The sequence below is a fragment of the Bartonella sp. CR84HXZ genome, from assembly GCF_042194535.1.
In the GTDB taxonomy this organism is placed as follows: Bacteria; Pseudomonadota; Alphaproteobacteria; order Rhizobiales; family Rhizobiaceae; genus Bartonella; species Bartonella grahamii.
The window spans coordinates 59,141-73,812 of record NZ_JBHIMY010000007.1; the positions used below are offsets into that span (position 1 = coordinate 59,141).

11 protein-coding genes and 1 pseudogene are annotated in these 14,672 nt (G+C 39.7%); 7 read left to right on the forward strand and 5 right to left on the reverse strand.

Translation table 11 applies throughout. The features are described from left to right. Positions 1-913: 913 nt before the first annotated feature. The 3 genes from ACFIKD_RS04775 to ACFIKD_RS04785 form a co-directional block, all read right to left on the reverse strand. Positions 914-1,498 (reverse strand): CarD family transcriptional regulator, encoded by a 585-nt coding sequence (locus tag ACFIKD_RS04775; protein WP_375635507.1) that lies wholly within the window; start codon positions 1,496-1,498, stop codon positions 914-916. A 305-nt stretch (positions 1,499-1,803) separates the two neighbouring features. Continuing rightward, on the reverse strand, positions 1,804-2,145 hold the full coding sequence (fdxA, locus tag ACFIKD_RS04780; protein ID WP_375635508.1) for a ferredoxin FdxA: 342 nt from the start codon (positions 2,143-2,145) through the stop codon (positions 1,804-1,806). Positions 2,146-2,166: 21 nt separating this feature from the next. Beyond that, complete coding sequence (locus ACFIKD_RS04785) at positions 2,167-3,747, reverse strand: hypothetical protein (RefSeq protein ID WP_375647355.1); 1,581 nt, start codon at positions 3,745-3,747, stop codon at positions 2,167-2,169. 580 nt (positions 3,748-4,327) lie between these two features. Between ACFIKD_RS04785 and ACFIKD_RS04790 the strand changes: the two genes are divergently transcribed. Beyond that, the gene (locus ACFIKD_RS04790) at positions 4,328-5,239 is read left to right on the forward strand and encodes an RNA polymerase factor sigma-32 (RefSeq protein WP_015856975.1); all 912 of its coding nucleotides are present in this window, start codon (positions 4,328-4,330) and stop codon (positions 5,237-5,239) included. A 317-nt stretch (positions 5,240-5,556) separates the two neighbouring features. Here the strand turns inward: ACFIKD_RS04790 and ACFIKD_RS04795 are convergent, their stop codons facing one another. Further along, positions 5,557-7,134, reverse strand: a complete 1,578-nt coding sequence (locus tag ACFIKD_RS04795) for a M48 family metalloprotease (protein ID WP_375635510.1) — start codon at positions 7,132-7,134, stop codon at positions 5,557-5,559. A gap of 147 nt (positions 7,135-7,281) precedes the next feature. Here ACFIKD_RS04795 and ACFIKD_RS04800 point away from each other — a divergent pair, with 147 nt between their 5' ends. The 4 genes and pseudogenes from ACFIKD_RS04800 to rimJ all read left to right on the forward strand — a co-directional run bounded on the left by ACFIKD_RS04800 (position 7,282) and on the right by rimJ (position 11,392). Next, complete coding sequence (locus ACFIKD_RS04800; protein WP_375647356.1) at positions 7,282-7,917, forward strand: thiamine diphosphokinase; 636 nt, start codon at positions 7,282-7,284, stop codon at positions 7,915-7,917. A gap of 103 nt (positions 7,918-8,020) precedes the next feature. Further along, a complete protein-coding gene (locus ACFIKD_RS04805) occupies positions 8,021-8,407 on the forward strand; it encodes a hypothetical protein (RefSeq protein WP_015856972.1) in 387 nt (128 codons plus the stop codon). Then, positions 8,407-10,269 (forward strand): ABC-F family ATP-binding cassette domain-containing protein, encoded by a 1,863-nt coding sequence (locus ACFIKD_RS04810; protein ID WP_375647379.1) that lies wholly within the window; start codon positions 8,407-8,409, stop codon positions 10,267-10,269. Before ACFIKD_RS04805 ends, ACFIKD_RS04810 begins: the two co-directional genes overlap by 1 nt. A 558-nt stretch (positions 10,270-10,827) precedes the next feature. Then, positions 10,828-11,392: pseudogene (gene rimJ, locus ACFIKD_RS04815) on the forward strand (ribosomal protein S5-alanine N-acetyltransferase). Positions 11,393-11,933: 541 nt separating this feature from the next. Here rimJ and ACFIKD_RS04820 read toward each other — a convergent pair. Continuing rightward, positions 11,934-12,194: a DUF2312 domain-containing protein gene (locus ACFIKD_RS04820; protein WP_005774567.1), complete on the reverse strand. Its 261-nt coding sequence runs from the start codon at positions 12,192-12,194 to the stop codon at positions 11,934-11,936. A 263-nt stretch (positions 12,195-12,457) separates the two neighbouring features. Between ACFIKD_RS04820 and ACFIKD_RS04825 the strand changes: the two genes are divergently transcribed. Both ACFIKD_RS04825 and pyk read left to right on the forward strand, forming a co-directional pair. Next, positions 12,458-12,946 carry a DUF1036 domain-containing protein gene (locus ACFIKD_RS04825; protein ID WP_375635512.1) on the forward strand — a complete coding sequence of 163 codons (489 nt, stop codon included), beginning with the start codon at positions 12,458-12,460 and terminating at the stop codon, positions 12,944-12,946. Next, positions 12,943-14,379 carry a pyruvate kinase gene (gene pyk / locus ACFIKD_RS04830; RefSeq protein ID WP_375635513.1) on the forward strand — a complete coding sequence of 479 codons (1,437 nt, stop codon included), beginning with the start codon at positions 12,943-12,945 and terminating at the stop codon, positions 14,377-14,379. Before ACFIKD_RS04825 ends, pyk begins: the two co-directional genes overlap by 4 nt. Positions 14,380-14,672: the final 293 nt, after the last annotated feature.

The following is a 14,672-nucleotide window of genomic DNA, read 5'->3' on the forward strand; positions in this document are numbered from 1 at the left end:
CAATATCTAATCTTTAGCGGTCTGTTTAAAACAGAGGTTAAGACTTTTAAGAGTTCTATGAATCGTTTTAGATTTTGTATGTCCGATTGGAGTAAGAATATTGCGTATATCTCGTAATCTCTGAAATGAGAATATAACCTCATTTTGGAAAAATATGAAGTTGCAAGGGGCAATATCAACGCTCATTTGTATTGTTATTTTTTTAAGTTAGCTTTACAAACTTTCAAAAGTATTTGGAATGCCTGTTACAGAATGGAGATAATGGTTTATTTCATGCTTTTGTTTATCGCGTTCTTTAATGGGGAATGCTTCTCATGCAAAATAGAGCGCCCAAGACAAAATATGCTTATGTTGTACTGTCACGCGTTTTTTTTAAAAGAAATATTTGTTGCATCCATTTTATGACGGCGTTTTTGAATGTTATAATGGTTTTGTAGAAGGGTAAATGGTAAAGTTTCGGTGCAGTGTATAAACGGCACTATGATCTTTACGCTTAATGAAAAAGCAAGCCCGCATCCTTACACATCTTGCCAGATTCCAATGTTGGTATATCCTTTGGTGCTTGAGACGGTTCTACTAGCTCTTTTTGTACAGTTTTTACTCACAGATCAGCTCCGCTTGCGACCGAAAAGCAAGTGATTTTGATTGATTCAACATGAGAGAAATTTGAAATGAGAAATCTTACGATACTCAAGATTCTAATTTAATATGAATAATGCTAGATTATGATGATTAATCAATTTGTTATCTATGAAGCAAGCAAATAGGGAGAAGGAATTTGTCGAAAAGTTAGATTGTTTATAGGTTGGCGCAGGTTAAGAAACTTTGTCCTTAAGGGCAGAGAGGATGTTAAAAAAATAAAACCAGCAAAAGCTGGTTTTATCAAAATATCTCATTATGATGAAAGAGTGTGTTATGCAGCGTAGACAGCTTTACTGCTTTCATCTGTTTCTTCTCTCTCAGTTTTAAATTCGCGTTTCGGTTTGTTGGAGAGATGCATCTCTATGAGATTGATAGCTTCTGTTTCAGAAAGACTATTAATAACCGCAATTTCGCGGGCCATTCTTTCAAGAGCAGCTGTATAAAGTTGGCGCTCAGAGTAAGATTGTTCAGGCTGTAGATTAGAGCGGAAAAGATCACGGACCACTTCGGCGATACAAATAAGATCTCCTGAGTTGATTTTAGCATCATATTCTTGCGCACGACGTGACCACATGGTTCGTTTAACGCGTGCTTTTCCACGTAAAACTTTTAAGGCGCGGTCGACAGAATCACTAGCAGATAATTTACGCATTCCAACGGAAAGGGCTTTTGCAATGGGGACTTTGACATCCATCTTATCTTTCGCGAAATGAATGACAAAAAGTTTTAATTTATGTCCTGCAACTTCTTGATCTTCAATCGCTATAATTTGTCCTACTCCATGCGTAGGGTAGACGATATATTCAGAGGTTGCAAATTCTTTGGTCTTGGAAGACGTTCCATGTTGGGATGCCATAATTTTAGTTTACTCCCTTATGATCAACAAATGTATCGGAAAACAGGTTATAAACCTGAGGGTTGAGTTTTCTTTAACCAAGTATATTGTACCAATTAAGCGAGCATAAAAGCCGAGTACTTTTAAATCCAAAAAAAATACATCGCTTTACTATAAAAAGCAAAGAAAAATACTTAGAAAGATGATCATGTTAAAATAACATTAACATCAAACTTCCAAAGAATCAATCATTTCGCTTAAGGATTTTTTTATTTTTACAAGAGAAGTCTTTCAATTGTTGGAGGAGGAGGGTGTACACTGTATCATTACTCTTCGCCACTTCCTGGATTTTCTGAAAAATACTTTTCTAATTTATTTGGAACGCCATCCATTTCTTTTGCTTGAGGAAGAGGATCTTTTTGGGTGGTTAGATTAGGCCATTTGTCTGCATAATGAAGATTAAGTTCTAACCACTTTTCTAATCCTGGTTCTGTATCAGGTAAAATCGCTTCTGCTGGGCATTCTGGCACACAAACACCACAATCGATGCATTCGTCTGGGTGGATAACAAGCATGTTTTCCCCTTCATAAAAACAATCAACAGGGCAGACTTCAACGCAATCCGTATATTTGCAGTGAATGCAGTTGTCGGTTACTACGTGGGTCAAGATCAAACTCCATTTGTTATTTTAATTCTCTTTAGAGGAAAGTGTGTGCGTGTTTTTATGATTGGTGAGTTGATCGCGTAGTATAGCTAGTTTTGCAAAAGGTGAATCAGGATTAAGGCGCTTTTCTTTTTGAAAAGGCTTATGATTTGCATGTTTGCCTTGGGATTTGTGGAACTTATGAGAGCGTTTTGTTTGTGATAGCGCTTCTTGAGGGGAATTTTCATTTGTGTGTTCCCCTTTTTTTACAGCGCTCTTCGATTTATTTTGCCACTTATTTCCTAATTTATCACGTTTTTTTTGCGCGTGGTGATGAAATTGATGTCTATAATGCCATAGTAAAATAACTTTATCTTCTTCTGTAGGGAGAGGGGTTTTGGCAAAATTCCCAACAGGTTCAGCCGCCGGTAAACGATTGGTTTTATGGGGATGTTTTTCAATACCAGAGGATAAAGTATTTGGGTATGAGGTATTTTCTTCTTCTTGTGTTGTTTCTGAATCGCTTATTGTTTTCCATTGACTGCCAACGCATTCTGCTGCGGGAACATCTTGCATTGTCTCATTGATAGGGGAAGAGGCTTGGTGTGCAAGGAGATTTTGTTCAAAAACAGTATTGCTTATGCTGTACGATTGATAACCAAGTCCTTTGAGGATTTCTTCCATATCGTTTCCATTAGCCCCAAGAATGGACATCATGGCTGGTGTAACAAAAAAACTTTTGCCATCATAGGCGCCATCGGGTTTGGGATCACTTCCTTGTTTCCAATGAAGTGCGGGGCGGATGAGATTGGCGAGACGTTCTAAAATATCAATCCGTACAGCACGTTGTCCTAAGATTCGGTAGCCGGCTAATTGATAAAATTGGCGGTTATAGGTAGGGTCAACAATCAAAGAGGTTCGACCAGCAGATAATGCTGACAAAATTTCACCCAAACCAGTTTGATCTTGTCCCGCATTTTGAAGATTCCACAGGAGAGTAATGGCTTGAACCGGAGCAGGTTTAAGCATTCCGGCAACATAGATGTGAAAAGCGCCAAAACGCACACCTAGACGCCGAAGCACGGCACGTGATTCTTGCGCAAGTTCTTTGACAATGTCTAAGACTTCGCGGCGTGGTAAAATCCCTAAAGAGTTAAAAAGTTGTAAAGCAAGATTGTTTGTCGAAACCGTTAAATTATCAGCATTACGCAAATCAAATAGAGGTTTTAAAGTCGTTTCAAAATGAAAGGTGACAAAGCGTTCTAATCGTTTCACAACGTTATCGCGAGATTCTCCTGTGAGTTGTTCATCTGCTAAAACAATCAATTTTGGTTTGAAAAAATCTTCTGTTGCTACAAGCTGTCCTACGGGCTGACCAATCCAGCGCACAATTCCATCAGAACCGAGGGTAAAATCTCCATTTGCACAAGCACAAAAACGTGTTGCACGTTTGGAAAAAGCAAGAATCAAATTTTCATTCTCTGTTGAAATTTGCTTCTCAGCTATTTGATCGGTACTGTTTTTGTTGGCATAAAAACGAAAACCTTCAAATTTACCCCTTCCGTGTTTTTCAATGAGAATATCATCTTGAAGAATTTCATCCTGTTGAACAATCTTGCTATCCATGATCATTTTCTTTCTCAGTGCGAAATTGGTCAAAAGCTTTTTGCGACAATTTCATAATGCTTCTTTTTCTTTAACATGTTTGTTGCGTTTGCTTCAATCACTCTTGTCGTTTTTTGCTGTTTCTTTTTGCGCCTTTAAAACTTGGATGATTCTTTTTTTATTCAGTTTTCATTCAGTTTGGATGCTTTATATTTGCAAATTACACTTATTAGTTGTATTGTAAAGATGAAAGCATAAATAAATTCTTCAATTTAAAAGGAAACAGAACCGGTTATTAATAAACAGCTTTTGTTTTACATGATCATTTTATTTTTTTTGCTGTTTTGTCATGAAAAGCGAAGAGAAAGTTTTTTCAAATATTTCATAGGCTAAAAGGCATATTGTAAAGGCATTTTGCAGGTGAAATTGTGTCTTATGACAAGAAATTTTACCATGACAGTAAAAAAAAACAATTGCGATTATAAAAATACACGTTAAAGTAGTGGATACAGAAGTTAACAACTTTTGCGTTCTTTTTAAGCAAAGAACAATGATGTCGTTGCCAAATCAATTTTGATAATTTTAATCGCAAGGGGTTATTATGGGTAATCTTTCAAATGCTGTTTATAAAAGCAGCAAAAATTATAGCGATGCAGACAAAAGCTTAGGACGTAATATGATGCGTTCTGCTATGCAAGCGCCTTATCTTGAACGACAAAAAGAGCATGATTTGGCTCTGCGGTGGAAAGACAAACGTGATGATGATGCCATGCATCAAATTGCAGCAGCTCATATGCGTTTAGTGATTGCTATTGCTAACCGTTTTAAACGTTTCAAAATGCCATTGGGGGATTTGGTACAAGAAGGGTATGTGGGACTATTGGAAGCAGCTGCACGTTTTGAACCTGATCGGGAAGTGCGTTTTTCAACGTATGCAACGTGGTGGATACGCGCTTCTATTCAAGATTATATTTTGCGAAATTGGTCAATCGTTCGAGGGGGAACTAGTTCTTCGCAAAAAGCACTTTTCTTTAATCTTCGGCGTTTGCGTGCAAAGCTGATACAAGATGATAGTGCTTTGTCAAAACAGGATATTTTTCGCACAATCGCTGAAAAGCTTGGCGTTTCCGTGCGCGATGTTGAAACGATGGATTTTCGTTTTTCCAGTTCTGATAATTCCTTGAGTGTTTCTGTTTCTGAGAACAGTGATAATCCCATTGCTAAGATGGATGTTTTGGTGGATGATAGTCCTCTTCCTGATGCTTTAATTGAGCAAGTAATTGATGGTCAACGGCGTACACAATGGCTTTACGATGCGTTACAAATTCTCAATGAACGGGAGTTGGAAATTATTCGCTTTCGTCGCTTAAATGAAGAGGGTGCAACTCTCGAAGTTTTGGGTGAAAAGTTAGGAATATCAAAAGAGCGCGTGCGTCAAATTGAAGCTCGGGCTTTGCAGAAATTGCGTTCTGCTCTTCTTACGGTTCATTCAGAAGATGCTTACGATATATAAGCAGTGAAAGGCTTTGTGGGAGGAAGAGAGAGAACGTATAAGTAAGGGGGTATATGAGAGTATGATGAAGTTGGATTTAGAGGATTGCCAGATTTGTCTAGGGATATGCCTCCTTGGGGATGTGTTTGGTGCTATTGATGAACAGAGGAAGATTGGGGGTGATATTAGTTCGAGGAAGTATGTATCAAACGGAGTCGTATGAAGGTATGATGAAATTGGTTTTTGAAATGTCCCTCTTCATTTGTGAATATGCTTTAAGGGGGAGGGAGTCATACAGATAGAAAAGAATCAAAACTGTAGCAGATGAGAAAAAAGGCTTATTCTGTAATGATTTTCACTTTTGTACCTGCGGATAAAGTTTGTGTTGGTGAGAGGGCGTTGAGGATGCGAAAGAGTTTTTCTTTATCTGGTGTGTGTTGCATTTTATTGGCTAGGTTTGCAACGTTTTCTCCTTGTTTAACGCGGACAACACGGATTTTTAAGGGCTTCAGTTTTTTTAATTGTGAAGATGAAAGAGAATGAAAGCTTTGTAGCGTTTTTTGGGCAACCTCTACAAAATTTTGAGAATTATGTGGGGCGGCTGTCAGAAAACGAAAGATGTGGTTGTTGAATGGAATGACAACTACATCAAATTGCCATTGCTCATTGGTAGCATGGGCTCGTGCTCCAAGTAAACTTTGGCTTTGGAATCCTTGACGCGTAAATTCTTGATGGGGGAGTCCCTGAATTGTGATGGGGCGGATAGATGATTGGTCTAGCCCGATAATCCAGCCGCTTTTCAAATAATCACTCGCAGATATTCCAGCAGGATGCGGAATAGCATCAAAACGAATCGCAATTTTATCTGGTCCACTGGCCCAAACAGTGTGTGCTGAATGTTCTATTGTAAAATTGTTTGGAACAGAGAAAGCTATGCGCAACTGTGGGTGAATAAATTGGTTGCCTCGTACAAAACCTGTATAAAATCCTCCTCCAAAAATCATGCCATCAATGCTTTTGAGAAAAGAATCGCGATCGGTTGTTTTACTATTCCCTTTACTTATTTTACGCGCTTTTTCTATCGCAAGCCGAATGCGTTGAGGGGTGGTTGGGTGAGAGGCTAGAAAATCTAGAGAGGCATTTTGGGTGCCGGAGATATTACGCAAAGCACTATAGGCTTCCATTGTTTGAAGAAAGCGTGGTGAAGCAAATGGATCATATCCTGCTTGTTGGAGCATTTCAAGTGCAAGGGAATCAGCTTCTAGCTCTTGATTGCGGGAAAATTGCGCGAGTTGTTGCTTGTTTTGCGTAGGGTTATGAAGTTTTTTGCCAATAGAAGAAAGAAGATGTGAAGATATGTGATTTGCCATCTTTAATTGGGCTTCTTTTTGCAGGCGTAAAATGCCATGATTGGCTCTAATATGTGCTATCTCATGGGCTAAAATGGCTGCAACTTCTGAAGAATCATTGGCTAATGCCAGCATACCACGAGTGATGTAGATCGCGCCATTGGGGAGCGCAAATGCGTTAATACTTTCTGAGTTTAAAATGGTTACAGAATAGCTTTGATGAGAACTATGGGATGCAACTGTCAGTTTACGGACAATCTTTGCTAAAAGGTGTTCAAGTTTTACATCATAATAAGCGCCGCCATACATTTGCAAAATACGTGGGTGTTGCAGAGCGCTTAATGTGACATAGATATTGTGATTGTTGGTACGTTTGATCGTTTTAGAAGAAGTGGAAGAAAGCCTATCATTTTGAGAGAGGGGCGTATGACAAGCCGAAAGGAGAAACGTTAAACTTATGAAAGTTGCTTTATACAGGCGTGAGCGAAAAAGAAACTTGCGTTGAAAAATGGAGTGCGTTGGATCATGGTGCACATTGTTTCTGCGGAGTAATTTGGCAAATTGCATTTGTATCTTTGTATCGTATGTTTCTTCAAGAGAGTCATCAGGGATAAGGATTCGTTTGGCTATATCACGCTTTTTGTTTATAAAAAATGACTCTCACTGATAAAAGGGTGCACTATAAAGGAAATTTTGTGAAAGGCAAAGTATGGCATGACAACATTTACGATATTGTTAAATGGAGATGTTTGTATCACTGATCGCTTGCTTAATCAAATTCAAAACAGTCGGGTGATTGCTGCTGATGGTGGTATGCGTCATGCGGCAGCGCTTAATGTGTTGCCTGAGTTGTGGTTAGGCGATTTTGATTCATCGGATGAGAATTTAATACGCGAATATAGTCATGTTCCGCGTGAGATTTTTCCCTCTGATAAAGATATGACAGATAGTGCTCTAGCTTGCGAAAGAGCGCTGCAAAATGGTGCTAAAAAGCTTATTTTGTGCGGTGCTTTGGGAGGTGAAAGAAGTGATCATAGCCTTTCTCATATGACGCAAGCATTGGTGATGGCTGAAAGGGGCATTTCAGTGTTGTTGACAAGCGGTTTGGAAGAAGGCTGGCCGGTTTTGCCAAGACCTTGTTCGTATGATTTGCCTAAGGGATGTTTGTTTAGTATTATCGGTTTTTCTGATTTAAAAGGCTTAACTCTTGCAGGGGTAAAATGGCCAATTTGTGACAAAAATGTGTCATTTGGCTCTTCTTTAACACTTTCTAACCGTATTTGGGGAACCTTTTCTTGCCATTTAGGTTCTGGAAAAGCTATATTGTTAGCGTCTGTGCCTATTCCATAAAGCTCTTCCAATATATTTTGAATAAGGCAGGGGGGGGCCTAGTGATTAAGTGCCGACATAAACGATATATTATGTATTGATCTTGAGAAGGAAAGGTTTTGATATGTTAAAATCAATTTTTAAAGTGGCTGTTGTTTCAGCCATTGGTTTCAGTTCAGTCGCTTGTACCACAAACGATGAACGCGTTGCACGTTACGGCGTAGGAGGAGCAGCAATTGGTGCTTTGGCTGGAACTGCTATTGCTGGAAGTACTCCTGGAGCAGCACTTACCGGTGCAGCATTTGGTGCTTTGGCTGGAACAGTAACAGGTGCGGCTGCAAATCAAAGAAAACAACAAAGACAGGCATCACAATTGTGCACGTATCGTGGTCGTAGAGGGCATGTTTACCAAGCACCTTGTGCACAAAGAGTCCCTGTACGGCAATTGTGTGCTTACCGTGATGCAAGAGGGGTGATGTATAAAGCACCTTGTCCGCACCGCGTTCGTTAATGGCGCCGCCGCTCCTGCGGCTTGACCGCATTTTCTTAAATTTTGGAAAAACGCCTTTGCTCAATCAAGCTTGTTTATCGGTTGAGCAGGGGGCGCGTATCGCGCTGGTTGGCCGTAATGGTTGTGGAAAATCAACCCTATTAAAAATTGCCGCAGGAATATTAGAGCCTCATGGTGGCGAAATTTTTCGCCACCCGCGAGTGACGCTCCGTTATGTCTCACAAAATCCGGATTGTTCAGGATTTGAAGATATTAACGCTTATATGGAAGCGGGGCTGGACGATATATCTGATGTTCAGTGGATCAATACGCTTCGCACAAATTTAGGGTTTTCGGGGGCGGAAAAATTGGAAACGCTTTCGGGAGGCGAAAAGCGGCGTGTTTCATTGTTACAGGCCATTGCTGCAAAACCCGATATTTTGTTCTTAGATGAACCAACCAATCATCTCGATTTACCAACCATTGAATGGCTGGAAGCTGTTTTATCGTCTTTGCGTTCAGCGATTGTGGTGATTTCCCATGATCGGCGATTTTTAGAAAATGTTACGCGGTCAACGGTATGGCTTGATCGTGGCACAACCAAAAGACTGGAAAAGCGTTTTTCAGAATTTGAAAGTTGGCGTGATAAGGCGTTGCAAGAAGAAGCCATTGAGCAGCATAAATTGGGGCGCCAAATTGCCCGTGAAGAACAATGGTTGCGTTATGGCGTGAGTGCACGGCGTAAGCGTAACGTACGGCGTTTAGGCGAATTAAAAAACTTAAGACAGCGTCATCAAACCTATAAAGGGCAGCCTGGAAATGCACTTTTGACAGCAGCGAAAAGTCATGAGTCTGGGCAATTGGTTCTTGAAGCAAAGAAAATTTCAAAATCCTATGGTGATCGCATTATCGTGAAAGATTTTTCTTTGCGTATTCAGCGTGGTGATCGAATCGGGTTGGTAGGACCCAATGGTATCGGAAAGACAACGCTCCTTTCTGCATTAATTGGGCAAGAAGCCGTGGATAGTGGAACGGTGAGGCATGGCTATAACCTTTCTATGGCATTGCTTGATCAGCAACGTATTTTAAATGAAGAAGAGACTTTAGCGCATTATTTAACGGGAGGAAGAGGTGATACTCTTGTGATCAATGGGCTGGAGCGGCATGTAGTTTCTTATATGAAAGACTTTTTATTTTTGCCTGAACAAGCACGCACTCCCCTTAAAGAATTTTCGGGGGGAGAAAGAGCACGCCTCATGCTTGCACGACTTCTTTCACGTCCTGCAAACTTTTTGATACTTGATGAGCCGACCAATGATTTGGATATGGAAACTTTGGATTTGTTGCAAGAATTTATTGCTGATTTTGCGGGAACAGTATTGTTGGTCAGCCATGACAGAGACTTTTTAGATCGTACTGTAACGCATATGTTGGCACCTCAAGGTGATGGTCATTGGGTTTTGTATGCGGGCGGCTATAGTGATATGATGGCGCAAAACCAGCATGCTCTGAGTTTACAACGAAAAAAAACAGAATTATCGCAGCGTAAAGCACCTTCAAAATCTCATGTGGGAGAGCTTTCAAAGCAGGACTCATCAACAGATCATAGCTTGATAGTGCGGGAGAAAAAAACACGAGGTAAATTGTCTTATAAGCAGGTTTATGCATTGGAAAGATTGCCTGAAGAAATTGCTGTTTTGCAAAATGAAATCAAAAAAATTGAACAAGAGCTCTCTGATCCAGCTCTTTATCGCAGTGATAAAGAGCGTTTTGAGCGTTTATCAACAGCGTTGGAAAAAAAGAAAAATACTTGCACACAAAAAGAAGAAGAATGGTTAGAACTTGAAATTTTACGCGAAGAAATGGAAGCGTGTTCACGGTAATGTCTAAAACATTTTAAGAGATTTGTATTCATTATCACGTTTTCTTGGATTTGTTACAAGATCTTATGGCTGATTTTGCGAGAACAGTGTTGTTGATGAGTCATGGCAGAAACTTTTTAGATCGCACTGTAACATATAGCATTTCAAGGTGATGGTCATTGGGATTTGTATGCGGGTGCAGTGATATGATAGCGCAAAACAAGCATGCTCTGAGTTTACAAGGCAAAGAAACAAAACTATCTTTGCCGTGAGTTTTTTCAAAATTTCGTATATAGAAGTACGCTAGTTCCATTGCATACTTTGCCAGTCCCCAATGTTGCTACAGCCCCCTTGGAATTTGAGAGCATTCATAAGAAACATTCCCTTATCTTTACCTTATATCCTAAATGCACCAACCCCGCTTCTGACGGAAAAGCAAATGATCTTCATTGATTCTAACGTGAGAAGTGTTGTGATGGGGAAAGCTTACTGTATTCGACGTTATGATTTAAGTTTAAAAATGATGATTTGTTAGGATAAACCAACGTGTTATTGTAACATTTCGAGGAGGAGAAAATGATGGCAATTAAAACAAAGCGAACAATTTCCACATTGATCGGTTTAGAAGATGCAGCTGAACTGTCTTCCTTATTACCTCCGTAATGCGAATCATCTGCGTCCTTTTGAACCTGTTAGATCTGATGGTTACCACAGCCTAACAGCTTGGGAAACACGAGCTAATGCATTTGCTTGTGAAAGTGCACAAAGACAAGCATACCGATATGCCGTACGATTAAAAAATGAAAAAACAGTCATTGGTGTTGTGAATTTTACAAATGTGGTTCGGGGTGTTTTTCAAGCTTGTCATCTTGGTTTTTCTCTTGATGAAAAACAACAAGGCAAAGGTCTCATGTTTGAGAGTTTATCGGCTCTAATACGGCATATCTTTCATGTTTATCATCTGCATAGAGTGATGGCAAATTATATACCTGAGAACATAAAAAGCGAACGTTTATTAAAGAGCCTTCATTTTGAAAAAGAAGGCTATGCCAAAGACTATTTGATGATTTCTGGAAAATGGAGAGACCACATTCTAACCTCTCGAATCAATGATCTGTATGAGCCCGTTAATAGATTCGAATAAAGTTTTGTTAAAAGTTCTATCAAGGGGCTTTTTATCAAATGTGTAAATATGCCGAATTTCTGCCTATCCTAAAAGACGAAGATCCTTAACCACCTCTTCTTTTGTAAACAGTTCAGACTCTCATTTAGCGGATTTCAACTGCTAACCACTTTATATGTTTCTTTTCGTAGATAATGAATTGATTTATCATCATCATTCATTTTTTCAATTTGAAGGAAGAGAGTCCTCAATATCGTAAGACTTTCTCATTTCAAATCTATAGATGTTTAATCATAAAAATCACCTCTCTTGCACATCACAAACTGGATTGGCGTACAAGTGAGGGTTTGTGTGGATAAAAATGATTGGAGGACAAGGATAAAAATGCTCTGTATAAATCCTTTTAATGTGAGGGCTGTTGCAATATTGTGTATTCTGTGACCGATAGTCTCGTTACAAGTTACACAAACTGCTTATTGTTGGGTGAAATTTTTATACATTCATTTTTTTTTGCATTTTGCGTTTCCTTTTCTTAAGAAAATTTCCAATGGTATCAATGATTTTAATTCATACCAAGCGCATTTTTATAAAGCTCAATGATTGCTTCTTCTTCCATTCGTTCGTGCTCTTCTTTTTTACGCAACCGTATAATGCTTCGAACAGCTTTACTATCAAAACCAGAGCCTTTAAGTTCAGTGTAAACGTCTTTAATATCATCAGAAATGGTTTTTTTCTCTTCTTCTAGTCGTTCAATACGTTCGATAAAAGAGCGTAATTGGTTTACGGATATAGCGTGTGTTTGATCGGTTACTGTATCGTTCATTGTATTTTTCTCCAAGTTATATATTTTAAGTTGTTTTTCGACGACGAATTTATGTTGAAAAAGCTTGAAAAACAAAAAGTAAATCAAGCTACACTGTTTTTTTACAAATTGACTTTAAATATTTTGTAAAATTTTTAAGATATATGCATTGATAAAAGGGCTATAAAAAGAAAAATATAAAAATATACGTTTTAGACTTGAAAAGCTTTTGAAAAAGAAGTGTGTAATTTGTTTTGAGAATTTGACATCATAGAGGAAGTTTTGTGATTTTAAAAAAACGATATTGGGTGTTTCAAAAAGGATTAAAGGTTTTTCTCTTGAGCATTTTGCTCTTGTTTCCCCTTGTTGTTTTTGCAAAAGCTGACTTTAGGGTTTGTAATACAACCCAACAGTCTGTAGGGGTTGCTCTTGGATATCGTACATTTTCAGGGTGGGTGAGCGAAGGCTGGTGGACGGTACCCGTGACGGAGTGTAAAACCTTAATTGAGGGGCCTCTTGCTTCACGGTTTTATTATTTTTATGCGGAAGGGGCACAAAAAAAAGGGAACTGGGCAGGCTCTGTAACCATGTGTGTGCAAGATAGCCAATTTACCATTCAAGGGGTTCATGATTGTTTCCCTCGAGGATATCAAAAGGCTGAATTTAAAGAAATCGATACCGGGAATCAAACCAGTTGGATGATACAGTTGACGGATGAGTCTTTGTTAAACAATTCTGTTGTCCCTTCTCTTTCAGGAAATTCTCCGCCGTGAAACGTGCACGTAAAGTGAAAATTATTGCGACTCTTGGTCCTTCTTCTTTTTCCAGTGAAATGATTGAGAAGCTTTTTAGGGCAGGAGCAGACGTTTTTCGTCTTAATATGAGCCATACTGATCGTGATATGATGGTTGATTTGGTCAAGTCTATACGAGAAGTTGAAAAAACAGTTCGGCGACCCATTGGTATTTTAGTGGATCTTCAGGGGCCAAAACTGCGTGTGGGTCGTTTTACTAAGGGTCAAGAAGATTTGCGTGTTGGGCAAAGCTTTACGTTAGATAATCGCGATGTGTCAGGTGATGCACAGCGTGTTTTTTTCCCTCATGAGGATGTATTTTCGGCTGTTAAACCAGGGGATCGGTTGTTGATTGATGACGGAAAACTGGAACTGCGTGCGCAAGTTTGTGATGGTCATTCTGTACAGTGTCGCGTGGTTGCTGGAACCCGTATTTCTGATCGAAAGGGTGTCAGTTTTCCCGATACAATTTTGCCTTTTGATTCGATGACGTCAAAAGATAAAGAGGATCTTCAGGCTCTTTTACAGCAGCCTGTTGATTGGGTTGCTCTTTCTTTTATTCAACGTCCAGAAGATATTATAGCGGTGCGTCGATTGACGAAAAGCAAGGTGTCTTTGATGGCTAAAATCGAAAAGCCGCAAGCTTTAGAGCATATAGAGAAAATTATTGATGTATCCGATGGTATTATGATTGCACGGGGTGATCTTGGAGTGGAAATGCCTTTGGAAAGGGTTCCTGCACTTCAGATGGAGCTCATAAAAGCTTGTCGTTTAGCAGGAAAGCCTGTTGTGGTGGCAACACAAATGCTCGAATCAATGATCTCATCTCCTGTTCCGACACGCGCAGAAGTGTCGGATGTTGCTACAGCAGTTTATGCAGGAACAGATGCGGTGATGTTGTCTGCTGAATCTGCTTCTGGTCGTTATCCTGAAGAAGCCGTGCTTATGATGGATCGAATCGCGCGGCAAATCGAACAAGATCACACTTATGCAGCTCAGGTTGGGGCACAACATCCAGCACCAGAATCAACAGGAACAGATGCGATTTCTCTTGCCGCGCGTCAGATTGCTGAAACACTTGAATTAGCAGCTATTGTTGCCTATACGGCTTCAGGAACAACGGGGGTGCGCGCCTCTCGTGAACGTCCCAATAGACCGATTATTGCTTTATCTCCCATTGTGGAAACAGCACGGCGTTTAGCTTTAGTTTGGGGGCTTCATTGTGTGGTTGCGCAAGATGCACGGAATTTAGAGGATATGGTTGATCGTGCAGCAGCCATTGCATTTCAGGAAGGTTTTTGCAAAGGGGGAGATCGCTTTCTTGTGACAGCTGGTGTTCCCCTTGGAACGCCTGGAGCGACAAATCTCTTGCGTATTGCTTCTGTCTCTCAAGATGGAACGAAAGGGATTTGAGCCGTTTACGCATGGTGTTTTTTTATGCGCCTTTGAACAGGCTTTAAACACAACACGTGTGCGCTTTTTGTGAATGCTTCCATAGACCTATTATTCTTTTATCTCCCATTGTAAAGATAGCAAGGTGTTGCTTTAAGTTGTCAGGTTTGGGGATGGGAGCAGATGCGGTGATGTTGTCTGTTGATTTTGTTTTAGTTCTGAGGAAGCTGCTTTTACGGTAGGGCATTTAATGGGAGCCCCCCCTTTTATTTCATTAAGGCATATTGGGGATTGCTTTATTGATGTTTATACGA